Annotated in this window: 31 protein-coding genes; 16 read left to right on the top strand and 15 right to left on the bottom strand. The window is 45.6% G+C overall.

Annotated features, from left to right (window positions below):
* Positions 1-44 precede the first annotated feature (44 nt).
* Entirely contained in the window at positions 45-1,517 is a 1,473-nt protein-coding gene (locus ACLSU7_RS15120; protein WP_413292749.1) for a DUF1254 domain-containing protein, read from the bottom strand.
* A 222-nt stretch (positions 1,518-1,739) separates the two neighbouring features.
* On the opposite strand from ACLSU7_RS15120, the gene ACLSU7_RS15115 reads away from it, so the two are divergent.
* Positions 1,740-3,245 carry a sensor histidine kinase gene (locus ACLSU7_RS15115; protein WP_413292748.1) on the top strand — a complete coding sequence of 502 codons (1,506 nt, stop codon included), beginning with the start codon at positions 1,740-1,742 and terminating at the stop codon, positions 3,243-3,245.
* A gap of 9 nt (positions 3,246-3,254) precedes the next feature.
* Here ACLSU7_RS15115 and ACLSU7_RS15110 read toward each other — a convergent pair whose 3' ends face one another.
* On the bottom strand, positions 3,255-3,536 hold the full coding sequence (locus ACLSU7_RS15110; protein ID WP_413292747.1) for a helix-turn-helix domain-containing protein: 282 nt from the start codon (positions 3,534-3,536) through the stop codon (positions 3,255-3,257).
* Positions 3,537-3,791: 255 nt separating this feature from the next.
* On the opposite strand from ACLSU7_RS15110, the gene ACLSU7_RS15105 reads away from it, so the two are divergent.
* From ACLSU7_RS15105 to ACLSU7_RS15095, 3 genes are all read left to right on the top strand, one after another.
* Positions 3,792-4,898: a PAS domain S-box protein gene (locus ACLSU7_RS15105; protein ID WP_413292746.1), complete on the top strand. Its 1,107-nt coding sequence runs from the start codon at positions 3,792-3,794 to the stop codon at positions 4,896-4,898.
* Between the two features lie 90 nt (positions 4,899-4,988).
* A complete protein-coding gene (locus tag ACLSU7_RS15100) occupies positions 4,989-5,519 on the top strand; it encodes a hemerythrin domain-containing protein (RefSeq protein WP_413292745.1) in 531 nt (176 codons plus the stop codon).
* A gap of 113 nt (positions 5,520-5,632) precedes the next feature.
* Positions 5,633-6,373: a response regulator transcription factor gene (locus ACLSU7_RS15095; protein ID WP_413292744.1), complete on the top strand. Its 741-nt coding sequence runs from the start codon at positions 5,633-5,635 to the stop codon at positions 6,371-6,373.
* Position 6,374: 1 nt separating this feature from the next.
* Here ACLSU7_RS15095 and ACLSU7_RS15090 read toward each other — a convergent pair whose 3' ends face one another.
* Complete coding sequence (locus tag ACLSU7_RS15090; protein ID WP_413292743.1) at positions 6,375-6,764, bottom strand: hypothetical protein; 390 nt, start codon at positions 6,762-6,764, stop codon at positions 6,375-6,377.
* 240 nt (positions 6,765-7,004) lie between these two features.
* Between ACLSU7_RS15090 and ACLSU7_RS15085 the strand changes: the two genes are divergently transcribed.
* Both ACLSU7_RS15085 and dtd read left to right on the top strand, forming a co-directional pair.
* Positions 7,005-8,705, top strand: a complete 1,701-nt coding sequence (locus ACLSU7_RS15085; RefSeq protein WP_413292742.1) for an ATP-binding protein — start codon at positions 7,005-7,007, stop codon at positions 8,703-8,705.
* 58 nt (positions 8,706-8,763) lie between these two features.
* Positions 8,764-9,201 carry a D-aminoacyl-tRNA deacylase gene (dtd, locus tag ACLSU7_RS15080; RefSeq protein WP_413292741.1) on the top strand — a complete coding sequence of 146 codons (438 nt, stop codon included), beginning with the start codon at positions 8,764-8,766 and terminating at the stop codon, positions 9,199-9,201.
* A 1-nt stretch (position 9,202) separates the two neighbouring features.
* Here the strand turns inward: dtd and ACLSU7_RS15075 are convergent, their stop codons facing one another.
* The 3 genes from ACLSU7_RS15075 to ACLSU7_RS15065 are packed head-to-tail and all read right to left on the bottom strand — an operon-like array spanning position 9,203 to position 11,448.
* Positions 9,203-9,586 (bottom strand): VOC family protein, encoded by a 384-nt coding sequence (locus tag ACLSU7_RS15075; protein ID WP_413292740.1) that lies wholly within the window; start codon positions 9,584-9,586, stop codon positions 9,203-9,205.
* Positions 9,587-9,604: 18 nt separating this feature from the next.
* Positions 9,605-11,083 carry a hypothetical protein gene (locus ACLSU7_RS15070; RefSeq protein WP_413292739.1) on the bottom strand — a complete coding sequence of 493 codons (1,479 nt, stop codon included), beginning with the start codon at positions 11,081-11,083 and terminating at the stop codon, positions 9,605-9,607.
* Positions 11,080-11,448: a hypothetical protein gene (locus ACLSU7_RS15065; RefSeq protein ID WP_413292738.1), complete on the bottom strand. Its 369-nt coding sequence runs from the start codon at positions 11,446-11,448 to the stop codon at positions 11,080-11,082. The genes ACLSU7_RS15070 and ACLSU7_RS15065 overlap by 4 nt, the downstream gene beginning before the upstream one ends.
* Before the next feature lie 182 nt (positions 11,449-11,630).
* Between ACLSU7_RS15065 and ACLSU7_RS15060 the strand changes: the two genes are divergently transcribed.
* The 4 genes from ACLSU7_RS15060 to ACLSU7_RS15045 all read left to right on the top strand — a co-directional run bounded on the left by ACLSU7_RS15060 (position 11,631) and on the right by ACLSU7_RS15045 (position 14,352).
* Positions 11,631-11,990, top strand: a complete 360-nt coding sequence (locus ACLSU7_RS15060) for a hypothetical protein (protein ID WP_413292737.1) — start codon at positions 11,631-11,633, stop codon at positions 11,988-11,990.
* Positions 11,991-12,015: 25 nt separating this feature from the next.
* Positions 12,016-12,144: a hypothetical protein gene (locus tag ACLSU7_RS15055; protein ID WP_413292736.1), complete on the top strand. Its 129-nt coding sequence runs from the start codon at positions 12,016-12,018 to the stop codon at positions 12,142-12,144.
* Positions 12,145-12,342: 198 nt separating this feature from the next.
* Positions 12,343-13,479, top strand: coding sequence for a patatin-like phospholipase family protein (locus ACLSU7_RS15050; protein ID WP_413292735.1), 1,137 nt, complete (start codon positions 12,343-12,345; stop codon positions 13,477-13,479).
* 6 nt (positions 13,480-13,485) lie between these two features.
* Positions 13,486-14,352, top strand: coding sequence for an AraC family transcriptional regulator (locus ACLSU7_RS15045; protein WP_413292734.1), 867 nt, complete (start codon positions 13,486-13,488; stop codon positions 14,350-14,352).
* 111 nt (positions 14,353-14,463) lie between these two features.
* Here ACLSU7_RS15045 and ACLSU7_RS15040 read toward each other — a convergent pair whose 3' ends face one another.
* Positions 14,464-14,652, bottom strand: a complete 189-nt coding sequence (locus tag ACLSU7_RS15040) for a hypothetical protein (protein ID WP_413292733.1) — start codon at positions 14,650-14,652, stop codon at positions 14,464-14,466.
* Between the two features lie 779 nt (positions 14,653-15,431).
* Here ACLSU7_RS15040 and ACLSU7_RS15035 point away from each other — a divergent pair.
* The 3 genes from ACLSU7_RS15035 to ACLSU7_RS15025 all read left to right on the top strand — a co-directional run bounded on the left by ACLSU7_RS15035 (position 15,432) and on the right by ACLSU7_RS15025 (position 18,833).
* On the top strand, positions 15,432-15,983 hold the full coding sequence (locus ACLSU7_RS15035) for a transposase (protein ID WP_413292732.1): 552 nt from the start codon (positions 15,432-15,434) through the stop codon (positions 15,981-15,983).
* Positions 15,984-16,246: 263 nt separating this feature from the next.
* Positions 16,247-17,443: an exo-beta-N-acetylmuramidase NamZ domain-containing protein gene (locus ACLSU7_RS15030; protein ID WP_413292731.1), complete on the top strand. Its 1,197-nt coding sequence runs from the start codon at positions 16,247-16,249 to the stop codon at positions 17,441-17,443.
* A gap of 634 nt (positions 17,444-18,077) precedes the next feature.
* Positions 18,078-18,833, top strand: coding sequence for a hypothetical protein (locus tag ACLSU7_RS15025; RefSeq protein WP_413292730.1), 756 nt, complete (start codon positions 18,078-18,080; stop codon positions 18,831-18,833).
* A 76-nt stretch (positions 18,834-18,909) separates the two neighbouring features.
* Here ACLSU7_RS15025 and ACLSU7_RS15020 read toward each other — a convergent pair whose 3' ends face one another.
* A complete protein-coding gene (locus ACLSU7_RS15020) occupies positions 18,910-19,128 on the bottom strand; it encodes a hypothetical protein (protein ID WP_413292729.1) in 219 nt (72 codons plus the stop codon).
* A 116-nt stretch (positions 19,129-19,244) separates the two neighbouring features.
* Positions 19,245-20,246: an LLM class flavin-dependent oxidoreductase gene (locus ACLSU7_RS15015; RefSeq protein WP_413292728.1), complete on the bottom strand. Its 1,002-nt coding sequence runs from the start codon at positions 20,244-20,246 to the stop codon at positions 19,245-19,247.
* Between the two features lie 85 nt (positions 20,247-20,331).
* Here ACLSU7_RS15015 and ACLSU7_RS15010 point away from each other — a divergent pair, with 85 nt between their 5' ends.
* Positions 20,332-20,703 (top strand): hypothetical protein, encoded by a 372-nt coding sequence (locus tag ACLSU7_RS15010; protein WP_413292727.1) that lies wholly within the window; start codon positions 20,332-20,334, stop codon positions 20,701-20,703.
* On the opposite strand, the gene ACLSU7_RS15005 is transcribed toward ACLSU7_RS15010, so the two are convergent.
* The 6 genes from ACLSU7_RS15005 to ACLSU7_RS14980 form a co-directional block, all read right to left on the bottom strand.
* Positions 20,656-21,402: a rhomboid family intramembrane serine protease gene (locus ACLSU7_RS15005; protein ID WP_413292726.1), complete on the bottom strand. Its 747-nt coding sequence runs from the start codon at positions 21,400-21,402 to the stop codon at positions 20,656-20,658. The two genes, ACLSU7_RS15010 and ACLSU7_RS15005, sit on opposite strands and share 48 nt — an antisense overlap.
* A 127-nt stretch (positions 21,403-21,529) precedes the next feature.
* Positions 21,530-21,940 carry a hypothetical protein gene (locus ACLSU7_RS15000; RefSeq protein WP_413292725.1) on the bottom strand — a complete coding sequence of 137 codons (411 nt, stop codon included), beginning with the start codon at positions 21,938-21,940 and terminating at the stop codon, positions 21,530-21,532.
* Positions 21,941-21,957: 17 nt separating this feature from the next.
* The gene (locus tag ACLSU7_RS14995) at positions 21,958-22,452 is read right to left on the bottom strand and encodes a hypothetical protein (RefSeq protein WP_413292724.1); all 495 of its coding nucleotides are present in this window, start codon (positions 22,450-22,452) and stop codon (positions 21,958-21,960) included.
* 185 nt (positions 22,453-22,637) lie between these two features.
* A complete protein-coding gene (locus tag ACLSU7_RS14990) occupies positions 22,638-23,294 on the bottom strand; it encodes a methyltransferase (RefSeq protein ID WP_413292723.1) in 657 nt (218 codons plus the stop codon).
* 26 nt (positions 23,295-23,320) lie between these two features.
* The gene (locus ACLSU7_RS14985) at positions 23,321-24,469 is read right to left on the bottom strand and encodes a CapA family protein (protein WP_413292722.1); all 1,149 of its coding nucleotides are present in this window, start codon (positions 24,467-24,469) and stop codon (positions 23,321-23,323) included.
* Between the two features lie 6 nt (positions 24,470-24,475).
* Positions 24,476-25,015: a hypothetical protein gene (locus ACLSU7_RS14980; protein ID WP_413292721.1), complete on the bottom strand. Its 540-nt coding sequence runs from the start codon at positions 25,013-25,015 to the stop codon at positions 24,476-24,478.
* Positions 25,016-25,124: 109 nt separating this feature from the next.
* Between ACLSU7_RS14980 and ACLSU7_RS14975 the strand changes: the two genes are divergently transcribed.
* Together ACLSU7_RS14975 and ACLSU7_RS14970 are read left to right on the top strand one after the other, a co-directional pair.
* A complete protein-coding gene (locus ACLSU7_RS14975; protein ID WP_413292720.1) occupies positions 25,125-25,667 on the top strand; it encodes a TIGR00730 family Rossman fold protein in 543 nt (180 codons plus the stop codon).
* A 122-nt stretch (positions 25,668-25,789) separates the two neighbouring features.
* A complete protein-coding gene (locus tag ACLSU7_RS14970; RefSeq protein WP_413292719.1) occupies positions 25,790-26,434 on the top strand; it encodes a hypothetical protein in 645 nt (214 codons plus the stop codon).
* Positions 26,435-26,448 lie beyond the last annotated feature (14 nt).

The raw sequence follows: 26,448 nt of genomic DNA, 5'->3' as shown, positions 1-26,448 counted from the left end.
CGAGACGACTTCAAAAAAAATTAGCGGGCCGAACACTTGAAGACCTAGTTAGGGTTCATGCCGATCCTGTCTGAAGACGAAGAGAAAGTCGTCGACTCAAAGTCACCGGGCCTCCAAGTACCATCAAAGGCTGGAGCTGTCGGTCCATAAATTCTGAAATAAGCAAACCAACCTTTTCCGGGAGCTGTTTGTATCCAATATCTTTCCTTACCTGCTGGAGGCTTAGGACCGAAATACAAGGTTACTTCTTTGGTACCTTCGGGAATATCACTCATCTCAACCAACGAACGCAAAGCCGCTTTGTTTTGTGGTGTTTGCACCTGACTGCGCGTTTTCGCATCATAAACGGTCACCGACCAAAAAAGTTTATTTGGCACAGGATACGGCACTGTCAGTTTATAGGATTTGCCACCATCCAAGAAAGTGCCTTTCGAATCACGCAACCCCATCCAATAAAGCGAACCTGCCCCTGGCACTCTCGCAAACATGGCTGGCGAAGTTACGATCGCTTGCGCAAACCAACGATCTCTGGCTTGCATATCGGTGCCGTCAGCAGTCGCAAAATTTCCATTCGTAGACACATAGCTTACCCACTCCCATTTCCTGTCTTTCCAGGCGATACGTTCCGGCCGAGGATCCGCAAAGGCGGCCACAATCATTTGCGCTTTTCCGTCTCGTGCCGCGCGCTCCAGAATGCTTTTCATGCGCTTATCGGGATTAAATGTTTTTCCGCGCTCCAGGCCCAAACTTTCCAGCAAGCCATACATGCCGGTGTATTCGGGGTTTGTCGGTTCCTCTGAAAGAACCTTATGCAGGGTCTGCCAATACTGAATGTTGTCTTCTACACGCAGCGGACTTGAATCCATTTTTTGCGCAGTGACGTTAAACATCTTCACCAACTGCTCAGGGTTATTGAGTGGATGGATTTTAATATTCGATAATGCCTGTGTCGCTTTGTTCATGTCTCCATCTGTTGGCAACGCACGAATGGCCACCAGATTCTTATAGGTGGCCGAGCGCCCTACATGGTAGCCCTTTGGAATTTCGCCGCGATAATTCGGTGGAAGAATCAGATGTTTTCCTCCTTTATCAGCGTCCGGTCCCGGTAAACCGAAATCCAAAATCCATTTTTGATTGTGATCATTCACTAAGCCAATATACATGCCAGGTGGAACATCGATCACCATCGGACCATTTTTTAAATCAAGAACTCCCCCACCATAGGGAGTGTCTGAATTCAAAGTGAACCCCGTATGATACGGCTGAGCTGCGAGCACGGAAATATTCTGGTCAGCGATACCAATTTCGCGATTGCCGTTGAAAATACTTTCTGCTGAAACTGTGGGGTACCAAAAACGATAGGCCGTAAGAGCCCGTTGATAATCCTGCTCGTCCAGAGTCAGCTTCACGAGCTTCTCACTGGGGAATCCATTACCCAAAATCCCTGACACTTCTGATTTTGCAAAACAATTGAGAGACGCGAAAACAACGCAAGCGCAGACGAGCTTCTTTTTCATGGTGACTGACTCCATTTGAGTTTGTTTGTATGATTTTAGGTGATAGGCGTGTCTTCACGAACCATTTACGAATCGACTGCACAAATGCAGTGGGAGCGCGTTTGAAGGAATCTTCAAATGAAATTCACACACGTTAGTGGAACACGGATTTTCGACTAGACTTGTTACCTTTTTCTAATGTTCAGGGTTGTTAAACCAGTCTGCAGTTGCTATTCAATTTGTATGAGTACAAATACAAACAACACTGAAGTCTTATTGGAAGAGAACGAAAAACAGGAAATGTCGCCCGTTGAAAACAAGTCGACATTCGAGAAAAAGGCATTGCTAGTCCTGTCAGCGGTTTTTGTTGCGGTTTTGGTGGGTGCGTGGGGTTATGCCATGCGCGTGCGCCAGGGCGTGGCCTCAAACAGCGGAACGACACACGCTGACCCCTCAGCATTGATTGAAGTCGAACGTTTACGCAATCTTGCGTCATCGCAATTAGATAACGGCCGCGCCTATTTCCTTTTGGGATCCCAATCAATTTACGAAAAACAAAAGAAAGAAAAAGAATCGCTGTTAGATTCTTTGGCGGCTTTTGAAAAAGAGCACAACCTTCCGGGTGTTCCCGAGATCGTTAAACGCATCAAGGATATTGAAACAAAGGGGCAAGAGTTTTTCGATCAGGCAGTTGAGCACCGTGAGAAAAAAACGGAATCAAAAATCGTAGGTCAGTTTTATCAAGCCCGCACGAATCCTTTGCGCTCGCAACTTAACGATGCTTTCGATGACATCATTCACTTGCATCAAATCGAAATCGACAAAGCTCAAGCTGAAATTAAAGAAGCTGCAAGCCAGGCTGAAACTCAGATTCCATTCGGTATGACTTGGTTGACAGGCTCTTTGGCGGCGATCTTTTTGGGAATGGCATATCTGGTGATCCGTCTTTCCAGAAAACAGGCCTTCCAATTGGCTCAGCAAAAACGTCTTTACGAACAAGCTAAAAAAGCAGTTCAAGATCGCGACGAAACTTTGTTCGCAATTTCTCATGATCTTCAAGACTCTTTGAACATGATTGCTTCCACAGCAGACCGCATGGCCACCACTCCTCAGGGATTAAACATCGTGGAAAGTGGCGAGTTGGTGAAAAGCACGGTGACGACTATTGAAGGTTTGATCAAAGATATCCGTGATCAAAAGAACATGGAGATGGACGGTCTGACTTTAAGAATGGATCAGCTTTCTATCGACAACGTTTTAGATAACGCTCGTATGCTGATGCAGCCGATGGCGAAACAACACGATGTGCGTTTACAAATCGACAGTGTCAACCCTCCCGTCTTAGCCTTTTATGACAACGAACGTGTCTTGCGTGTGCTTTCGAACCTGATTGGCAATGCTGTTAAGTTCAGCCCTAAAGGTGAAAAGGTCGTAGTCAAAGTTCGCAGCGACCAAAAGTTCGTGAATATTTCTGTGATCGACAATGGCCCAGGGATCCCATCCAGCCAATTGCCGACGATTTTTGAAAACTTCTGGCAAGCGAAAAAGACCGCTGATAAAGGCGCTGGCATTGGCCTGGCGATCGTAAAAACGATCGTCGAAGCACACGGTGGCACAGTCCAAATCCAAAGCCAATCAGGGCGTGGCACAACGGTCACCTTCTCTCTTCCTCGCCGCCGCCCCGTGGGGGCTTCGATGAAGAAAACGAACGTTATGATCAAGGGCAATCACGCGCCTGAATGGCAGTAGTTTTAAAGTTTATTTGCTCTTTTTGGGATGAGAGTCTCTCTCATCCCATTTTTGATTAATGCTCTCTTTAGCGTCTTCCGTAATCTGCTTGATATATTCCGCTTTCATTTCTTCTTCCGGAACCCTATAAATCTCACACATACGTTTTAAAATTTCGAGAGGTGGCTTACGGTTACCGCGTTCCAAATTCGATAAGAATTGAGAACGGCTGTATCCCAAGAGTTTTGCGGCCTCTCTTTGGGTTAAAAATGCTCCCATTCGTTTTTTTCGAATAAAATCAGATAGTGACATGCCTTGAAGGATAAACGTTCTTGTTCGCCCCCTCAAATATGTAAGCCTTGTGGCCCAACACTTGTCATAAAACTAACTCAATGAAGATGGAATTTTTAAACCAACCTTGATGTAATGCAATCTGGGTTGGTTGAATATGTTTTGCACCAAATTCGCTTTTGTTTTCTGAGGGGAATTCGAACCTCACAATTATGAAACGTGTTTATATAACCGCCTGGGTGTCTAATAATATTAAACATCTAACAGAGAAAAGATATGTCAAAAACTGACAGTTATCTCATCAATCGGGTTTATGAGGACCATGATGTCGCGGCTTATCTGAGCGACCATGCGGGCAACATACATGTGTGGAACAAACCCGCCGAGAAACTCTTAGGATACTCGGAAAAAGAAATCGGCAAGCGCTCTGAAAGAGATCTGTTCTGGGATAAAACCGAACTCATCAGTGACGGCGGCATCCGCTATACCTGGCGCCAATGTAAAAATAAGAACCTTTTATTCGTCAAAGAATCTGTCGTGGAAATCTCAGATCCCAGTGGCCAGGGAGATCAGTTTTTAAAACTTATCGAAGACTGGACACATGAGGTGGCTCCGTGGGAGCAATGCTCGCTGTGGATTTCGCAGTATTCGGCCAGCCACCACGGCGTGTTTGTCGCAAACGCCAGAAATGGAAATTTTCTTTTATTAAATCAATTCTTTGTAGGAATGGTAAAAGGCGATCCACAAACAATTCTGCGCTCCTCTGCCAAGGACTATCTGGTCAAAGAAAAGCGTCTGAAAGCTTGCCCGTCTTTCGTTGACGGAAAATTATTTCCCGCAGAAATCGATGTGCTGACCGTTGCTGATGATAAAGGAAAACCCCTTTATTACCTGGCCCATGTCCATCCTGTGGACGCGGACATTAAGAAATTCTCTGAAGAGGAATTGGCGTTGCTCTACAGCGATGGCGACGATGCGGCCCTCTTAGCTAAATGTGCACAATGGTTTAAGCCCTACGAAAATGCGCAAATCAGTGCTCATGTAACAGATGCCAGGAAAAATACCTTTGTGATGGTAAATAAATTTTTTGCCGAACACCTGGGGTATGCAGTGGAAGAGTTAATAAATTCGACAACCGCCAAGCTAATGCCCCGCAGTTTTGAATTCAATCCCCGTCAATTCGCCACTCTGCTGGAAACCCATGGCTGGTGCGAAGTCGTGACTGAAATTCGCGACCATGCGGGAAAATCACTTTATATTCGCTCAACTGCGATTGCGATTTATGACGATCAAGATAAAATGCGTTACCGATGTGTCGTGAATCAGTTTGTGGATCCGAAAGACATTCCTTTGGGAAAAACAAACTTACAACCTCTCCCCTAATCAATCAAAAAAGGTGTACTTTGGTTTTTTCTAGGCAACTCAACCACGGCAGCAGAGACAACATGCTGTATTCCTTTTACCCTGTCGCACATGGAAATACTTGCTGCACTCGTTACAGAACATAAAGTCATTCGGGGTTGGCTTCATAATCTATGCGAAATTCCGCATTCTAATTTAAACACGCGCTCAGCCTTTATTGACTACATCATTCATTTGTTAGCAGTTCATCATCAGTTAGAGGAAGTGACTTTCTATACTCCCCTGAAAGTGGCAAATCCCATTTGCGCTGTGACGTTAACACGTCATCTTGACCACGGAGTATTTTTGATTCAGCTGCAGAATTTAAAAAAGATATCAGAGGCGACAGCGTGGGAAACAAGTACGCGTCAACTGCGCGCCACCATTGAAAATCATTTCATCGAGGAAGAATCCTTTATTTTTCTTGCGGGTAAAACACACTTTACAGAGGAAGAGGGGAAGCAGCTGGGACAACTCTTTAAAAAAATGCAGGAGAAGTTGCACGAGCAAAAATCTGTCAAAGCAGATTTTTGGCCTTTACTTGTTGAGGTCCCTCCACGCTTTTATCGCGAAGTCAGAACGATGTTTGAAGCGCTCACCTAGAGTTTTTACTATACCAAACTTGGATGAGATTACTGAATGAACTTTAAAGAGACTTTCAAACAAGAACTGATTAGGTTTGCAAATAAACGATAACAAAATGAAAGAGACTGACTATGAAGTTCCTGCTTCTTGAAGACGATTTGGAAATATCGAAAATCATTTCTCATGCAATGAAGGATTTGGGTGCAGCCTGCGATGTCGAATCCAGCGCGACTCAGGGAATTTGCAAATTACGAGCGAATTCTTACGACCTTATTATTCTAGATATTTCTCTTCAGGAAGGCGACGGAATCAGCTTTTTAAAAGCCGTGCGCCTGCAGGAAAACCAAGTGCCAATCATTATTGTCAGTGGTCACCACTCGGTCGAAGATCGCTTAAACGGGTTGGGTATGGGTGCAGATGACTATCTTGCGAAACCTTTTTCAATAATGGAATTGCAGATGCGCGTTCGAGGTCTTTTGCGTCACACGATGCCAAGGCAACAAACACTCGAGTTTCAAAACTTAAAGCTGTGTCGAATTAAGCGCGATGTTTATGTGAATGGCGCCAGAGCTCACCTGCAAACTCTGGAATATAAACTTTTGGATTTATTTATGTCGAACCCCAACAAGATTATTAACAAGAATACGATCATGCGTGCCGTATGGGCGATGGACGTGACACCTAAAACCAACGTCATTGATGTTTTGGTGTGCCGACTGCGCAGCAAGATTGAAAGTTCAGAAAGTGAACGCATGCTCTTTACGGTAAGAGGCGTGGGATACGTCTTCAAGCCTAACAGAGATACTAGAGAAGAAGTTAGCAACTTCCGCCCTCAGGAGCCTCAGCATGCACTGAGCTCCTTGTGGCCTTGAATTAATGACCGCGAGAAATCTCGACAAATTTATTTAAAATAGACGTGGGCTTTTGATCCGCACCGATCCACGCTGAATATTCCAAATGGGTTTCACCCATCGGAACGCCATTGACCGTGCCGACGATAAATAGTTGGCACTCGTAAATGCCATCATAGGAAACTTTGATACAAGTATTCTCAATCACCGTCGAAGGATATTTTTCACGCTCTTTAGCGGGAAGCAAAATATCTGACAGGCGTTCATCGTCGTGAACATCACCAGTTACTTGAATTTGATGTGCTTGCTGAATCAATAGATCCAAACAAAGCTGATCGATTTCTGCGGAAGAAATCTTCGCAAAAGATGTCGATGTCATCAAAGTAACCAAAGTTAACGCTAGAAATTTCATATTAGAATCTCCGTATAAACTATCCTTTAACACAGGACCCAGCCTAACTCTATGTACCAAGTCAAACATGAATGTATTACTTGAGTGTTAAATAATTAAACAGTTTTTCAGTGAGACCAGAAACTGTACTGTCAGTAATGGGCTCAAAGGGAGATAATATGTTGTGTCAGTTATCTCTTTGTAAAGGGAACATTCAAACATTTGTTTAGTAAACTGCGTTTGATTTCCATCGGAGGAGTTATGACAGAAGCTGTGCGCGGCAAAATCAGCCGCAGCAACATCGGTGGCTATGATAGCTACATCGCGCGCGTTGATCGATTGGTCAGCGTCGTTCAATCACTATCAGCTGCCCGAGATCTTGACACTATAATGACTCTGGTTAGGTCCGCTGCGCGGGAAATTGCGCAGTCTGATGGAGCGACATTTGTACTCAAAGATAATGGCTTTTGCTTTTATGCGGACGAAGACGCCATCAGTCCATTGTGGAAAGGCCAACGCTTCCCTATGCCCTCTTGTATAAGTGGCTGGGCAATGATGAATAAAAAAGCTGTCATTATCGAAGACATTTATCAAGATCCCCGCATTCCGATAGAAGCTTACAAACCCACCTTCGTTAAAAGTCTCGCCATGGTTCCAATTCGTCGCGATGATCCCATTGGAGCGATCGGTATCTATTGGGCGGAACGACATCAATGCACAGATCAAGAATTGGATCTGATCCAAGCTCTGGCTGATACTGTCTCTGTGGCAATGGAGAATGTAAGCTTATTCAGTTCACTATCTTCCAAAGTTGCAGAGTTGCAAAAGGTCAATGAAGCGAAAGACCTGTTCCTGATGACTGTGTCTCATGAATTAAGAACTCCACTCAATTCCATCTTAGGATGGACTGAAATTATGAAAGATTCTGCTGCCACTCCCGAGGATCTGCATCGGGGTCTTGAAGTGATTGATCGAAATGCGAAAACACAGGCGCACATCGTGGAAGATCTCTTGGATTCCTCGCGCATCATGGCGGGCCGTCTCAGCATGGACAATGTTGAAGTGAACGTCGTGGACGTAGCGAGACAAACCCTTGCCACTGTGACGACAGAAGCTCAAAAGAAAAATATTGAGATACATTTGCTCCCAAGGGTCACAGAAGCCATGGTCCTTGGTGATTCATTCCGTTTACAACAAGTCCTCACCAACCTTTTAATCAACGCCATTAAATTCTCTCCAGAGGGTGGCGAAATCTTGGTATCCGTTGAAAAACGTGGACCCGGTGCCGTCATTAAAGTTAAAGACAACGGTGTGGGTCTTTCACCAGAAAACCAATCACACCTTTTCACTAGATTTTTTCAAGCGGATAGCACGACAACCCGAAAACATGGAGGTTTAGGTTTGGGACTATCGATCAGCAAATATCTCGTCGAAAAGCATAATGGCCAAATCACTCTTAGCAGTGACGGCGAAGGAAAGGGCACAACTGCCGAAGTGGTCATTCCTTTAATCGAAGAAAAAAACGTGCACTCCGATGAAGCCCTTCACGAATACGCAAAAGATCCGCAAAAACCTCTTCAAGGGATTCATGTCCTCGCAGTGGATGATGACCCGGACTGCCTTCAGCTAGTCGAAGCGGTTTTGCGTAAATCAGGTGCTCAAGTAGAAATAGCGAGTTCTGTGGATGAAGCCATCCGCATTTCCCGCCTTTTCCATTTTGATGCTTTGGTAAGTGATTTGAGTATGCCGATTGAGGACGGATTTTCATTGTTGCGAAAGGTGCGCGCTGGAGAAACCCCTCTGGAAAAAGAAATTCCCGCTGTAGCGGTGACAGCCTTTAATGACAAGGACAATCACGACAAAGCTCTATCTGCTGGATTTAATGAATTCTTTGGCAAACCATTTTCATCGGTGCGACTGATAAACACCCTTGAAGCCGGATCTCATCGCGTAGCCCACTAGTCATTTTGACATCGGCTTTCAAATTGATTACGTTCGATATCACGAAAAGGTAATTAAAATGAAAGCCGTTGTTCAAAGAGTTCTTTCCGCCTCCGTCACTGTCGACGGCAATAAAATTTCGTCTATTGGACCGGGTTTTCTGACTTTGTTGGGCGTTGCCAAAGGCGACACCGAGACTCAATTGCATAAACTCATCACTAAAATTGCGGCTCTTCGGGTGTTTCCAGATGCCGAGGGCAAGATGAATCTTTCCTTGAAGGACATCGGCGGCGAACACCTGCTCGTATCGCAATTCACTCTGCTGGGAGATGCTTCCAAAGGAAATCGTCCCAGTTTTATCGGAGCCGAAGTTCCAGCATTAGCGGAACCTCTTTATAACAAGGCACTGGAGTTAAGTCGCTTGGCCGGGCTTCCCACTCAAGGTGGTGTTTTCGGGGCCGATATGAAAATCGACTTAATTAACGATGGCCCCGTCACTTTGATTTTAGAAGTTTGAACTATTCGTGATGGCACACGGCTTCGATGTTGTGCCCATCTGGATCTAACACGAAAGCACCGTAATAATTTGCGTGGTAATGAGGACGAGGACCAGGTTTGCCATTGTCTTTGCCCCCGGCTGCTAAAGCAGCAGCATAAAATTCATCGACTTGTTTTTTAGTTTGCGCACGAAACGCGACATGCACGTGGGGCTTTTGCGGAGTGCCGCTGTTAATCCAAAAATCCGCTTTAGGTGGCTCGCCAAATCCCGCAACATCGGCACTCTTGGTCACGGCCGCCGGGATTTCCATCAGCATTTTATAACCCAATGGAGCCAAAGCTCTGCTGTAAAACTCTTTGCTCTTGGTAAAATCACTGACTGCCACACCTGTATGATCGATCATGGAACCTCCGGCTTCGTTTTACTTACATTCTGTTCCGGTTTCGCCACCTTGGCAAGACAGCGCATTTTTAATTTCTGGTTTGGCGAAATAAATACGGTTCACGCGTTGATTGGTTTCTGGATGAGGTAATCCTTCGGTGCCCATGTCTCCCTTTTCCGCATTCGCAAATTTATTCAGGGAACTGCACTTAGGCGCCATAGCCTTAGCTTTGGCAAAAGACTGTGCGACCAACCCAGGACAAGCAGCACTATAAAATACTCCCGGAGCGGCAAATGCATACTCTGCAGCTTTTGAGGTTGGTAAAGAAGTGATTTTTTCCCCTAATGCTTGAGAGGAAATCCAATCAGCAAAGGATTCATCAATCAAAATACTTCCGGTCACGGCAGAGCAGCCTTTAAACTGGTCATAGTGATTATTTAACATGTCTCGACGATCTTCCAACTGCCCGCGGACCGCGTCCCGCGCACCAACTCCCCCACGAATTTCTTCGTTGCCCTCACCCATTTCCTGATCTTCACCTGACTCGACAAAGTCAACCAGGTTTGCCAACTGAGACTTCACATCTTTTAGCAAAGTATCCTTGTCTGGGACCTTAACACCAATAGATGAAGGTTTTCCCAGACAAGAAATAACGTCTTCAAGTGGATTTTCGCCGGCAGCAAATCCCTTGGAAGTCGTTGGCGCGGTGTTTGGTTTCACCAGCATATTCATCCAATCAGGAAACTTGGCGCCGCTCTGGGAAAAATCTAAGGCAGCCGAGCACGGATCAATAGCATGTCCCAGCTCATGACCAATCAAAGTGAATAGACTTGATTCAGGCATATTTAAAACTTGCGGGCAGATCATCATTTCATGAAGCTCTAAGTTGTAAGCTGCATTAGGAACTTCGCAACCTTGCTTACCCATCTCCTCTGCCGGTCCAGGCGTCCCGATTTTCATGCGCACGCTTTTCACGCGTTCGATCATTCGATCGATTTGACTTTTATTTGAACTGTTTTTTCTTTTTGAAAGAACACTGATCACTCGCTCACGGGTATCCTCAAAGATATCCTTCATTCGCGTCGTCGCTTTATTGAGTTTCTCTTGATTCTGTCTTAGGTTTTCCTTACCACCCGCTTTCGCGGCATCGACAAACTGTTCGGGATAAAAGAATGGGTCGTCTAACAAGGGTGGATGAGAGTTTCGTGCGCAGATCTCGGCCTCTTCAGCGAAAAACAAATAGGAATAGTTGGGAATTTGATAGCCCTCGGAATCTTGATATAGATAGGCTTCAGAACCGCGCTCCGCCATTTTTCCGCAGTAAGCCTCAAAGCTACAGGACTCGGGCGCAGGTGGAGTGCACGTCTGAGTTTGTTGCGCGGAAACTTTCACCGCCTCACGCACCCGATCCACCTTTGTAATCAGCTCCTGCAACTCATTTTTCGATAAATTATCTGCCCACGAAGTGTTGGCAAATAAGCTTGCACTTAAAATAATCAGAACGGCTTTACTGATCACTTTTTCACTCCCACAGCATATTTGCGAACGGTATCAATGTGACCGACCATTTTTCCATAGGCGTCACCTTCAGTGCAGCCGCGGATCTTTGAGATTTTGCTGCCATTCTTAACTGTATAAAGAAATGTTCCTGACCAGCAGCTGGAAGCCGGTTTGCGAGATGGCGGATTTTTAATCGCGCTCCAGGATGCTCTCACCTTGGCTGGAAGCTTTGCACCCAGGTCTTTGCCATCAAAAATGTAATGACCTCGGGATTCTTCAATCACCGTGATTTTTCGGATACCCATTTTATTGGTGCGATCCAATGTGAATTGGGAGGCATAGGTCAGTGACGAAAACAGGGTAACTAGCAGAAATAGCTTCATTTCTTCATTCTAGGGGATGCTTTGAAAGCCTCCAAGCGGCCGTTTGTTTACCAGCCTTTCGTCGCTGGTATGACTCCATCATTATTCAGGGCGCCGTAATATTTGCGTTAACACAATCCTCACTTTCAATTTCAACGCCCTTGGTTTACAAGTCTTGCATCAAAATCAAAGGAGATTCCCATATGAAACTTTTCGCTGTAATCGCGCTTATCGTTACTGGTTCTTTGAATGCATTTGCTGATGTAAACCCAAAAAAAATCGTGTGCGAAGGCACTTTGGATTCTGGAACTTATGTTGAATTTGAAGCAACACCGACTGCTATTCCAACTTTCATGAAAGGTGAATTGGCATTTGACTATCGCGAGTGGACGGCTGATTTTAACTGCAAACTTTCAGCAAACTTGGGTCAAATGAGCTGTGTAGAAAACATCCCAGGCGGAGACAAATTGAAAGTTCTTGTGACAGCTGGTAAAGCTATTATTGCGCAAGAAACTTCAAACGCTCAAGTAGACCGCGGCCTTGGCGTTTTGAACTGCAAATAGTTCTTTCTAAAAAAAGGAAATCAAGATGGAATTAGATCCACAGACAGAACCTCGCTCGAAACAACTCTATGTTCTTCTTGGATCTATTGCCGCTATCCTTGCGGGTGTCGGCACCATCATGGGTCTATTGTATATCTACCTGGTATTACCCTAAGACGAAGCTGGCTAATTTATAAAACTCTCGTTTTAATTTTAGCCAGCAGATCCTGCTTACCAACTCTCTGCAAGCTGAACTCGACCTTTGCCGAGTCCCTTAATTTAGCTCGCTATTTCTTGCGTCCATTCTTTACAGCTCCCGAATGAAAATGCCGATAAATATTAAGTACTTTGCATTGATTGAGGAGTTAACCACATGGCGAAAAAATCAGGATTAGTTCTTTCCGGCGGCGGAGCACGCGGTGCTTATCAAGCAGGTGTTCTGGTCGCAGCCTATGAGATCGCACAATCCTCTGGTGTTCCTCTGAAATTTGATTTTCTTTCTGGCGTGAGCGCTGGCGCGATCAATGCAAGTTCACTTGCAAGTAATGCCAATGATTATAAATACGCCACCGAATCCCTGGCTCGCCTGTGGAGTGAAGTTCATTTCGATCAAGTGTTTTCAACAGACTCGATGACGATGGGTAAAATCGGAATCCAGTGGTTGAAGGAACTTTCCTTGGGCGGCATCGCTGGAACGACTCCAGGCCGAGGACTTCTAGATACGACTCCCCTACGTGGTTTGATAAGTCGTAATATGGATTACGAACGCGTGCAGGAAAATATTGAACAAGGTCATATCGATGCTCTGTGCATCACTTCCATTGATTATGCAAAATCAGCGACGACATCTTTCGTGCAAAGCAAAGGCACTTTGGCATCGTGGGACAAGGGTCGCAAGCGCAGTGAATACAGTCCAATCACCACTGAACATATTATGGCCTCGGCTGCGATTCCATTGATCTTTCCTCCGATAAAGGTGAATGATCGATTTTTTGGTGATGGAGCTGTTCGTAATCACGCGCCCTGCAGTCCGGTGATTTATTTGGGAGCAGAAAAATTGATGGTTATTGGTGTGCGCCTGCAAGGCTCCACCGCTTATGACTTGCATGCGGGCAGCACAGACACTGCTCCAAGCATCGCTCGCGTGATTAATACGATACTGAATGGTGTTTTGCTAGATGCGGTTGAACAAGATATTGAAAAACTTCGCCGCTTAAATGAATACGCTTCTGCAATCACTCCGGAACAACAAAAAAAAGTCGCTCTTCGTCCACTGGATTTTCTTTTTATTTCACCTTCTGAAGATATCGGCGAAATGGCCGTGCAAAAAGCCGCAAAACTTCCCCGCATCATTCGTTATCTGATGAAGGGACTTGGCAGCATGCAAGACGCGAGCGAAATCATCAGTTATTTGATGTTTGATCCAACATTCTGCTCGGATCTTATAGAAATCGGCCGTAAAGATGGCTATGCTCATAAGGAAGAATTGATTAAATTCCTTTTGAAATAGGTTTCCATGAGCGCACGTTCCGAACTTAAAAAACGTCATCCCTTGGAATCACTCGGCGTGAAAATGGTTCGTCGCGGGGATATTCGTATCGAGCGCCTACAGGATCGTTTGACTCCTAAAGTTCCGTTTCCTCACAAGCATGACTTTTATCAAATCGTGATTGTGCATTCTTCGGTGGGTCAGCATGAAATTGATTTCACTACGTATCCCGTAAAGGGCTCCCAGGTTTTTTTGATTAAGCCCGGGCAGATGCATGGTTGGAAACTTTCCACCCGCAGCAAGGGTTTTGTGATTGAATACACCGAGGAGTCTTTCAACAAAGACTTCATCGGTAAGTCCAGACTTGCGCAACACAGTCGTCAGGTTCCCGATCATTTTAAAATTCCCAAAGGCAATCACGTTTTCTCGGAAAATTTCCTGGAAATGATGGAAGCAGAATTTATTGGGGAGGGTGATAACTTTGAGATGTGCCTGCAAAGCTATCTGAGTCTGATATTGTTGGAAGCACTTCGACTGGGTAAAGCAGCGGATCGCCAGTTGGCGGAAAACGATGATGTTATTTCTCAATTCACAGATTTGGTGGAAGAGCACTTTCAGGAACAGCATCAGGTCGAATTCTATGCGGGCAAACTGGGCATCACCGCGAAAGCCCTGTCTGCAAAAATTCAACGCGTACTGGGACCTTCCGCGAAAGAGTACATATTGAATCGCTGCATGCTCGAGGCGAAGCGATTGTTATCGTATTCCGATTTGAGTATTTCCGAGATTGGTTACAGTCTGGGATTTGATGATCCCAACTATTTCAGCCGGTTTTTGAAAAAGAACATGAAGATCAGTGCGGGGAAATTCCGGAAAAAGTCGTCAGGATCTTAATTCCTGGTGCTAACAGCCAAGGTTTTCAGCGGATCCCTTGGCTTCTAGAAACTGCCGGTGGATTTTCAAGGGCATCATACCCACTGCGATCGCATCAATCTTTTCTCGTGATTAGAATCTATCCATCATGTGCTCAGGAGCTTCTTTGCCCTCACCATGACTTTGTTCAGCACTTAGAGCTACTTTCCCAGTGATTCCAACCCATTCCGGGAAAAAGAAAGCCAACACCGCATAGACCATAAAGCTAATGATCGAGATAGCAATCGCGCCGCCAATAACAAACATAGTGCCGTTGTCCATACAAGACTCCTTCAGCTATTAATCCTACCCTAGCAAGCCCCTTTAAGCCATGGAGGAATTCCCCACGGACTAGCACAAATTTCCCTTTTGGACCTTCAGAACCCACCCTCGAATGGAGGACGGACCACTCTTACAACGGCACCCGGACGATCTGGACTTTTCCCGCGCTCTCCCTTCCGCTCTTCCTTCGCGCCCTTCCACCACCCGCGCACCGCCCACCCGCCCACCGTCCACCCGCACCAATTCAGCCCGCGGGGGTATCGGTCAGGTGACCGCTTTTCAGGGACACCCTCACTCACCCCTCAGCGGATTTCGAAACTATAAGACGAATCATCTTTAGACGGACGGGCCGCATCGATTCGAGCTCCCGAGCACCCATGCGTCGTTCTGCTACCCAAACTACCAGTATGGGTACAAGGAGCAGCGCACGGGGGTATCGGTCATCATGGCTTTAATACTTTCAAATCTTTCCGAGCAACCAAATCATTTCTGACAACGCCGCCATGTAAATCCTTTGTGCACAGGTATCGGTCCCACAGCGTCCACCTGGGAAAGTCCGAGAATCGATTCCTGGTCTTCTCTTGTCGCTACAAATGCCAGATGAAATCAGCCGCGTTTTTGCAGTTCTAAATCACTTAAAGGGTATCGGTCATCGCAATCCGACGATTGCTGATGACCGATACCCCCATCGTTTTTCGACTTACAGACTTACAAACTTACAGACTTACAGACTTACAGAGTTACAGATTTACAGACTTACAGGTTTCACAGGAGAAATCATGAAGCAGCAGACGTTTTTGCCACTGCAAATACATTGGAAATATCGCTATTGTCATGGGGGTTCGCTTCGGAATTCGGCCAAGGGGCGCGGCGCTCGACCGCTTTCGACGAAAGATCCGATTCACTTGGTTTTTAAGGTCAATAAGGTGGCGGTAAAGAGTGGACTTCGGCATCCGCGCCATTTCACGTTAATGAATCGTGTGTTGAAAAGGTATGCCGCGAAGTTTTTTGTTAAAATCGAACAGTTTTCGATTTTAAAAGACCATGTTCACCTGTTGATTCGGGGTGGGCGGCGATCGCGTTTGCTTAGTTTTATGCGAGTGGTGGCGGGGCAGTTTGCGCAAGGGTTGACCGATACCCCTAATGTCAAAAATGAAGGGCCTAGGGTTTGGGAGCAGCGTCCTTTTAGTCGAGTGATTAAGGGATACAGGCCTTATCGAATTGTGCGGGATTATATACAGCTCAATGAATGTGAAGTGAATGGTCGCCCGTATTCCAAGAATCGTTTGCGCGGACTTAGTTCGGAACAATTGGAGGAGTTATGGGCATAAACCGGCGACCATAAGCAAGCATAGTGTGGCGCCATCAAGTAGGCCCTTATGAGCAATTTGTGGAGTTATCGGTATTTCAGGATTCATGGTTATATCAAGCACACAATCGCAGATGTCAGAAGTAACGGTGGAGACTTCTGCGGAGGCGGTGGCGGAGGCAGACCGCAAAGGCCTCTACACAAGCGACCATGGTCCTGAGGCAAATCCATTTGAATCACCCACGGGATCGGTTTACAATTTTGCTTTAACAAGGAAGTTGATTAATGAAACTTGGTATCGAAGTTTTGCTTTCCGATGCGAAAATGCTGAAATCCCTTAAAGGAAAGCGTGTTGGTTTGGTTTGCCACCCTGCTAGCGTGAATGAAAATCTTGAGCACAGTCTGGATCTTTTGGCTAAAAAAATTAAGCTCTCTTGTGCTTTCGGTCCCCAGCACGGTGTGCGCGGAGACAAGCAAGACAACATGATCGAAAGCCCTGACTTTGTCGATCCGGTTCATAAAATTCCGATATTTAGCTTATACGGTGAAGTGCGCAGACCGACCGCTGAAATGATGAAGCACTTTGATGTTTTGCTGTTTGATCTTCAGGATTTGGGCTGCCGTATTTACACTTTCATAACGACTTTGCTGTATGTGATGGAAGAGTGCGCGAAACTTGATAAAACAATCATTATCTTGGATCGACCAAATCCAGCCGGTCGCCCGGTTGAGGGGTTCCGCATGTTGCCAGGTTGGGAATCTTTCGTCGGAGCAGCTCCAATCCCAATGCGCCACGGTCTTACTGTGGGAGAGCTGGCACTTTATTTTGCTGAATACTATGAAATGGACCTGGAACTTCAAGTTGTAAAGATGAAGGGCTATGCACCGAACAAAGCACCCGGCTCCGGTTGGGATATGAAACGCCCATGGGTGAACCCATCCCCGAATGCGGCTTCACTTAACATGGCTCGTGCTTATCCAGGAACGGTGTTGATTGAAGGAACGACTCTTTCTGAAGGTCGCGGAACAACGCGAGCACTTGAAGTGATTGGTGCTTCGGATATCGATTTCTCGGAAGTTTTAACAAGAATGAAAAAGAAAGCCCCTCAATGGCACAAAGGCGTGACGTTGCGGGAGTGCTATTTTGAACCAACTTTTCACAAACATGTCGGTAAACTTTGTCACGGTTTCCAGTTCCACACAGATACACCAGCATACAAACACGAAGCCTTCAAACCCTTCCGTCTGACAGCTTTGATGTTAAAAGTTATTCGTGAAATGCATCCGAATTATCCAATCTATCGTGATTTTGCTTATGAGTATGTCAAAGACCGTTTGGCATTTGATGTGATCAACGGCGGACCAGCTCTTAAAAATTGGATTGAAGATAAAAAAGCCACTCCAAAAGATTTGGACAAAGCGATGTCTAAAGACGAAAAGAGTTGGGAAAAAGAGAGAAAGAAATATCTTCTCTACAAATAAGAAGACAAATAAAAAAGCCCGGGTTCGCAAGAATCCGGGCTTTTGTTTTTAAAGGTTATTAAAATAAAGACTCAATCATTAAAGAAGAAAATCATCCACTACGATATGCGCCTCGATTCCTTTAGGGGTTTATTGCTAGTTCCAAAGTCAGTTTTCTAAGAACTGCTGAAATTTCTTATTTCATCCGCTCTATAGCAACTTGGGGTGATCCCCAACCACAATGCTGGCCGTTTAGCCACACAGCCGATACGTCCGAGATTCACTTCATCCGACAATCACCCCAGGAGCCGCGGCACTCCCCTTCTCAGTACCCGCAATCGAATATTCGATTATCTGCAGGCTTCGCAAAAGTTTCCGACGCAAGATACGGTCTGCAACAGACGCCTCCGAAACTAAAGAAAACAACTGACTCCCTACAACGACTGTTAACATTAAGAACCTCATCTTGGCCCCCTTCCTGTCTATTAGACTCAGCCCCACCGACAGCCGGTTAAAACTGTTTTAAAAGAATTCCCGCCCCTTGATTTGACGACACTTTAGACAGTTCTGGATTAAGTTCACCGCCCCAAGGTAGCCCCCCAAAGAAGAACTCAAATATGGTAGAACGCTCACTATTCAAATAAATGGGAGCCGTATGAAAAACGTTATCTTGCCTTTGGTTGCACTGACATTGTCTATGACCGCTTGTAGCTATAAATCACCAACAGAAGACCTCGACAAAGCACTCGCACAGCACCAACGTGAGCTTGATGCGATATTGTATCAAGGCGGACAACCTGGCAAAATTAACCTGTATGGAGTCATCTTAACAGATGAATCCGGATACCTGCGCACGGATAAAAGAATTAGCATCATGCAAACTGGCGGAATGGGCGCTCGCAATGTGGGAGTTGCTGTTGTTGGTGAAAAGAACAAGCCGGTACTGTCTCCAGAATTGAAAGGAGAATCCTCTCAACTTGCGTTGGCCCATGCAAACTTGTCCAGCTCTGGCTATATAAATCTGGGGTGCGAAAACCTGACTGCTGAAGATGTCCAGGGACTTCAGGAAAAAAAGCAGCAACCATCTGAAATGATTTATGTTTCGTATGCAGCTAAAAAAGTTTTTATCTGCGGAGATCAACACACATCTGGTGTTAGCGTTAGTATCATCGCTCAAGATCTCGTACTGCGAGATGTTCGAATGACATTGACAGGAGTCATAGGGAGTATCTCTGTAAAAGCTCAAAATCTGGAACTGCAAGGCGAGAATCTTATCGGTACGGCTGGGATGACCAGCAACACTATCGGTATGGATGCACCCGACATCGAACTATCCGTAGCAAAAGAGCTTTCTGGCAACGGATCTTTAATGCTGATCTCAGAGGGCGGAGCTCTTGTTGAAAAGAAATAGTTTTAACTTTTCATATACGAAAAAAGGGAACCCAAAAGGTTCCCTTTTTCATTTAAGAGCTAAGCCCTAAAACTAATTACTTAGTTTCAGTTTTAACTTCTTCTTTTTTGATCTCTTCTTTTTTCACGTCTTTTTTGCCGTGTTTTTTATGCTGTTTTACTTCTTTTTTAACTTCAGCTTTTTGCTCTACTTGAGCAGCTGGTTGTTGCTCAGCAACTGGAGCTGCAGCAGGTTCGTTCGCTTGAGCCATTAGACCAGAGAAAATGATAGCTGTTGTGATAAGTGCGAATTTCATAAAACCTCCATTTGGTTTTGTATTTGATTGCTCGCCACAAATACAAGTTACCAAAGAGTTCTTAAGCCCCGATTAAAACCACATTAATTCTTTTTTATCTGGAACATTAGGCGGCCTCAGGGTTTTCGCATCAGCTGCGATATAAGCTCAAACGAACGCAAACGATCTGTATGTTCGTATTGATCTGAGACAATCATCAATTCGTCGGGCTCAAGGATATTCACGAATTCTTGAAGTTTTCGCTGGACCGTTTCAGGCCCACCGATCACAGCCGTCGCTAAGCGCGATTTCACCAGCTGTTCTTCTTGCACAGTCCAATACGCTGCCATTGAATCAACCGGAGGCTCTAAGTTCACACGCTGATTGCGAATGATACCAAGGAATCTGCGCATTACTGTCGTCGACAACCTTTGCGCCTTTTCATCTGTATCTGCTGCGACAATTTGAATGCCCAACATCACGTATGGCTCTTTCAAATATTCCGAAGCCTGAAATCCCGCGCGGTACAAGCGAACCGCATCGTACATTTCATCTGGCGCAAAGTGCCCAGCAAAGGCATAAGGAAGTCCCATCACCGCTGCAAGCTGCGCACTGTAAAGACTGGAACCTAAAATCCAAAACGGAACTTTCACACCGGCACCCGGAATCGCACGCACGCGATCCGCAGCTGCTGATTCCTTAAAGTAACCTTGCAGTTCTAAAACTTGTTCACCAAAATCAGGTTCCCGATGCATGTTACGACGAAGTGCTCGCATCGTCAGACCATCAGTGCCGGGTGCGCGCCCCAAGCCCAAATCGATTCTTCCAGGATACAACGTACCCAAAGTCCCGAACTGCTCAGCAATCACAAGCGGAGCGTGATTCGGAAGCATGATACCGCCAGAGCCCACGCGAATTGTTTGGGTGCCGCCAGCAATGTAGCCGATTAAAACGGACGTCGCACTGCTCGCGATGCCTTCAAGATTGTGATGCTCTGCCAACCAATAACGGGTGAATCCCCACTCCTCTGCATGACGAGCGAGATCCAAAGAGTTTCGAAAAGAGTCCGCAACAGTTTTACCCTGTGCGATAGATGCGAGATCAAGGATGGAGTATTTTACGTCAGACAGAGTTTTCATATTTGTAATTCCTATATCAGCTGTTAGCTCTTTTTTCTTCCGCTAATTAAGTGTAGACCGACATCTTCTTAAAGAGAGAGGTCTTATGAAAAACTTAATCACAGCACTACTAATCACTTTCGGTTTCTTGGGCGCAGCACACGCTTCTAATCAGTGGACCGAAGTTCTAACGACAACCGTTATGACACAATCTCCTGACTACAAAGACTACTTGATCCACAACAGCGACAAGTATTCGCAAATCATGGTGCAAGTTCGTTCCAAAACTCGCATCGAACGCATCGACACGATCTCTCATGTCCTGTGGGGCCGTCCCGTGCATGGTATCGAAGGTGTTTACGAAGCAGACGAAACTAAAACTGCTTACTTCGGTCCCGCAAAGGTTAGATTTTTGCGTATTTACGCAACCTCAATTCCAGCTGGAATGCCCATGCCGATTCGAGTGTGGATGAGATAGTTCGCCCGATAATTCTTGTTCAGGGGTGGACACTTCGTCCTCCTCTGAAACAATGTACTCATACACCACAGCTTTTTTAAATTCAGCGCGACGAGAGAAGTAATAAGCTAATCCAAAAGCCACGCCTAAGACAAAGCCCACCAAATGCGCGCTGTAACTGACCTGCGGATCAAAAGCTGATGTCGGCATAAACACGCCTAAGGCCACACCCACAGCACGTAAAGAGCGCTGCACGTAAGATCTTTTTTGATCGAGCATAAAGTAAAGTGCCAGCCAGGCTCCGCCCATCCAGTACACGACACCTGATGCGCCAATCAATCGCACCTCTGGAGCATAATTCAACAGAACAAAATAGTTCGTGATGCCACCAAAGAAAATCGCGGCGATGGGAAAAACCCAGGAACCAAAATAGCCGATCAGTAAATAGCCCAGCACAAAAAATAAAATAAGATTGTTAAGCAAGTGACCTGTATCACCGTGAGCAACCAGAGTCGTCCAAAGACGCCACACTTGCTTTTGCTGAAAGACGGTCTCGCCCGAGGCTGCCATCCATTGATCTGCGTGTAATATGCCTTGCCAGAAACAAACAGCGCCTATCACCAGGATTAATACCGTCACTGCCGATATAAATCCTGCTAAAGGCGATGGCTTGCGACTGAGCCACGTTTCCCGAACGCGCTTCCAAACAACCTGCTCCACCGGTCCTCCTGTGTTGACCTTAAGTCTGAGTGCATTCCCGAGGATGTCAAGGCGCTCCAAAAAACAAAAGGGCCGCCATTTGGCAGCCCCTTAGTACCTTTTAATATCTTTCGATCTGAGTTCGAAACTAGTGGTTATAAATCTTATGGCTGTTTTCTTTTGCATCAAACAATTGCTGAATCAAAGCCGCTGCCGTTGCGTTGTCATTATTTTGGAAAGCTGTTTGCATGTTTACCGCAATCGCCAACCCGTAATTGATGTGCTCTTGATAGTTCTGCCATACAGCAGGTTGTTGATCTTGAGGCCATTGACGAATGATGTCTGGAACTTTTTGAAGATTCGCCTGCAAAAGTAAAGCAATCTGATTTGCGTTCACCGCGTTTTGTTGGTTCTGAGAAGCATCGCCCGCAGTCGCTTTAATTTGTTTCGCGTATTTTTCGATCATCATCATGTCTTGCTTGATGCTTGTCACTTCAGCGTAAGCAGCAACACCCAAAACAGTCAGTACTACAAGAATAGAAGCTAAAATTTTGCGCATGATTAAAATCCTTTGAATTAAAGTTTTTTGTGAGCGTGGTTAACTTTGTCGTTCATTTCCTGGTTCTTTGCCACGATCGCAGCCAAGTCACGTTGTGACTCTGGAGTCGCCAAGGTTTTCGCCAACAAATCACGGTATTCGATCAAGAAAGTTTTAAAGTCGTCCATAAAGTACAAGTAGTACTCTTTCAGTTCTGCTTTGGCTTTTTCATCCATCAAAGAACCTTTAGTAGGAAGAACTGCTTCAGTGGGGTTCACTAGCACAGCGTCTGCACAGGCAATCGCGATATTCAAGTTTTCCACCGCCACTTGAATGTCTTTATCTGTTAATTTATCCCAAGGATCGCCAATTTTTCTGGCAACTGTTTCAGCGTCAACAGTGTATTTACCAAAGTTGCGCATTACGCGGTTGATAGTCAGTTCAGATTCGCCGTTGCGCAAAGGACAAGTGACTTGGGCTAAAGACATAGCTGGCGCCAAAAGTGCGATCGCAAGCAAGATACGAGAAATCATAGGCTCTCCCCTTTATTGAACAGTGGGAACCTACTATCTGAGCTGTGATTTCTTGTCATGTTGAGGGGCTTAGCCGGGTCTAATTGAAAACCAATTGGCTTAAAAGCATGGAAAAATTGCGCGGTTTTCCAGTCTTAACGGGTATTTAACGGTTTTTGGTGGATTCTCAATTGGCAAGACCGCTCTCAGTTAGCCTTGCGAATTTCAAGCAAGCTGGTGCCGCGAATGTCGCCCAGGATCTCCAAACTCATCGTGGAACTAAGATGCTGACCAGCTAAATGGAAGGCACTCCACCCATGTTGGCGTTGTTCACGCAATAACACATAGGCACGACCACCGGAACGGAGTGAGTTTTCAATACCTCTCATCAAATTCGCAAAATCAGAATCCAAGAAAAAACGACAGCGATTTTTAAAATCAGAAGGCGAAAGTGTCCCCTGGTCTTTGTGGAAATAAGGTGGATTGCACAGAATCAAATCGTACTGGTTTTTATAAGGTTCGGACTGAAGCACATCATAATTTTCAGGAACAAATTTGATCGCCGTTTTTGCATCCGTCACATGCGCCACATTTTTTTCAAAGTGCGGTTGATAAATCGCGGATTGAACTTCAAGAAAATCAAACGATCTGGGAACGACACCACGCTCTTTTTGATTATGAAAAAGAAAATCCAAACCAATAATCCCGCAACCTGAACACAAATCCAAACACGCTGCCGGAGTCAGACCTTCATCACGATAAATTTCGTAAACCTGACGCGCTAAAAAAACGGAATCGTGAGAGAAGTGATAATCTTCCGGCTGAGAATATTCAAAAGTGTAGTGCTCATTGATCGATGACATTTAACAAGCGTATCGAAGGGGATTCACTAATGCAACGATCTGCAGAGCTTTAATGGTAAAGAATCTTCGGGATTTAATATTCCGCTGGCTCCATAGTGATGTCTTAAATATTGAAGCACGGACTTATCACCATTCGATCCCACGGGATAAATCTTATATCCACTGCGCACTGTCGGAGTGTAAGCCACACCCGTTATAACTGCCTTGCCCTGAGCAGGTTTCGTTAAACCCACGTACATTACCGCCGAGGCTTTTCTTTCGACATCTTTTTGAGCCGCGACAAAATTCCCTAAGGAATAAACGATGAAGGTTTCCCGACCATCTTTGGTTACATATTTATCCCAAGGTTGCAATACGTGAGGGTGCGAACCCACAACCACTGTCGCCCCGGCATCAAGCCAGTTGCGGGCTGCAGTGACCTGTCGTGAGTTGGGTGATTGCTTATATTCATCTCCCCAATGTGGATAGATGATCACGGCATCCACGTCAGAACGTTCCGAAAGTTCTTTCACCGCGGGAATAAATCCGGAGCTAAAGCAATTTAAAACCTGGGATTTATTATCGGGTCGTCCGTTGGTCATTTCAGTGCAACCGACAAAAGCGATATTGATTCCCTGTACAGTCACCAGGCGATAAAAAGGATCGTTGCGTTCCTGGGAGTGACGAACACCCACTGTATGCATTCCAACTTCCCGTGCTGCGTTTACCGATTTATCGATACCAATAGAACCCCGATCCAAAATATGATTATTCGCCATGGTCAAAAGATCCACGCCGCTTTTTTTCAGATCACTTAAAATACGGGGATGATAGTTGAATCTCATATTGGTTCCGGAATAAATCCGATCATCATAGATAAAACCGACATCACCCCAGTCGCGACCTTCCGTATCAATACCCATTGCCGTGGGACCTTCCAGATTTGCGACGGAGAAATTTGCTTTCGCGAAGAGCGGGTTAATACCACGCCAGATCTGCGAAAAATCTTTCGACTCCTGAGCCACATTTACATAGAGCAATTTATGAATAAGCACATCACCGACAAAAGATATCGAAGCAAAATGCTGAGAAGAACCGCAACGCCCACTGAATTCCAAATCAGTGCCCATTGCCAAGCTTACAGAAGGAAAAATCCCCAGCATCACTGCCAGGGATTTTTTAATCGATTTTTTCATTTAAAATTACTCTTCACCGGAGTTGCGGCGGTCGCGGGCCACTTGCCCTTTACGCGAGCGCGCACTGGAGTAACCCGCAATGCGTTTTCCCACCATTTGCGGAGCATTGTCGAAACGGTCATCCAATTGCATGCTTTGCTTGTTGTACATTTTTTGTTTTGTTCTGCGCAGAAAGCTTTCACGTGGTTCCTCGGCTCTCTTCAAATGCATCTTAGGTTGTTCAGTCAAACTTTTCTTGCCCCGCACTGCCTTAGCTTTGCGCTTCTCGATACGTTCTTTATTGAGCACACGGTCAAAACGCTCCAACACTTTTTCCATACTGCGCAAACGGAAATTCACTTCGCGGGATGCCACTTTATCGTCCATTTTAGCTCGGGCATTTTTGCGATGTCTTTTTACCAATTCCACTGTACGAGCCCGCGCTTTGCGAATTCTTTCGCGAGGAATGGTCTTAAGGTCCGAGGAGCTTTGTGTATAAAGTTTGAACTCTGCCTTCGTTAATCTTTTTTGCGCGGCTTTTTGTGCAGCCGTTTGTGTTGTTGCCATGTGCTCTCCTTGTGATTCGTTTTTAATGATAAGATCACGCTCCGGGACTCTCTATTGACAAGTGCTCCCTTTGTTGGAAAGCATGGAGGAGTCAGCGAAAGGATCCGTCATGAAAATCAAAAGAATCTGTGTCTATTGCGGCGCTAATCCAGGCAATCATCCCGAATACGCAAAGGTCGCACGAGAGCTGGGACATCTTTTGGCAGAGCACAAAATCGAACTGGTCTATGGCGGTGGAAAAGTGGGATTGATGGGCACGATTGCTGATGCCGTTCTAGAAAAAGGTGGCCAGGTCATCGGTATCATTCCACAAAAATTAGTCGAGCAAGAACACGCTCACGCCGGCCTTACCGATTTGCGTATCGTCAATGACATGCATGAACGTAAAGCCACCATGGCAGTCCTGTCTGATGCATTCATCGCTCTGCCGGGTGGTTTCGGTACATTGGAGGAGTTATTCGAAGTTTTAACTTGGTCGCAAATTGGCTATCATCAAAAACCCATTGCTCTGGTAAATGTCATGGATTTCTATGGACATCTGCAAAGCTTCGTAAAGCATGCAACTACTACAGGGCTTTTGCGCTCAGAGTATGCGCGCTTTTTCCAACTGACGTCATCCGCGAAGGAAGCACTCGAGACTGTTCTTCGCTGAGTAAAATTCCGAATCGCTCTCGAAACTTGAATCCAAAAATCGAGGCTGAGGGGTGTTCCCCGGATCATTTCAAAATTGCAATTGGACAATCTAAGAGCTTGTTTAGTAGTTAAAAAGGCGTAATGGAATTTGTATTAAGACCTGAAGCCTATATATCGAGCTACCAAAGAGACTTGGAAGAACTTTCCGAGCTTTTGGCGACTATTGGGTACTCCGTAAGGCCTTACACGGACTCTTCGCTGCCTCTTTTTCACAATCTTCTTCCCGAAACTCGTCAGCAAGTGGCAACAGCTTTACATGCTTATGTTGGAGCCCTGCGCGCCGAGCTTGCATCTGAGCACTCAAGCCCGGAAAGATTCGTTTTGCAGTTCCTTTTCCGTATCGGTCAGGCGCCCAGCTCTGAACTTTCCGGTATTTTACGCAACGAACGCTTTATTCAGATCTATAACCGCGACAATTTGCAGATTTTCCGCAGTCTTGCCTGCTATGAACGTTGTTCTTTCACTTTGGAGCAATTAACCAGCCGCACGTGGTTTGAGCTGTGGGAGCGAGATAACTTGTTCTATATGGCTTTCGTGGGAATGGCTCACAAAATGCGGGATGTGGTTCGTTTTAGCAGCTTTAATTTCGACTTCCCTTTCCACAAAGTGACTGAGATCGACTCTTCGGAGGGGTATTCTTTCCACTATAAGCTTAAAACGGTGTGTGGTTTGACCCGTCAGAACCAAATACAATCAGCCCTGCTTGTTGAAGACTGGAAATTCTAGAAATCCCTGTATAT

Origin of the sequence: Bdellovibrio sp. HCB185ZH (assembly GCF_047302455.1) — a bacterium.
In the GTDB taxonomy this organism is placed as follows: Bacteria; Bdellovibrionota; Bdellovibrionia; order Bdellovibrionales; family Bdellovibrionaceae; genus Bdellovibrio.
The sequence above is the reverse complement of the archived record's forward strand: the minus strand, read 5'-3'. Positions and strand labels throughout refer to the sequence as shown.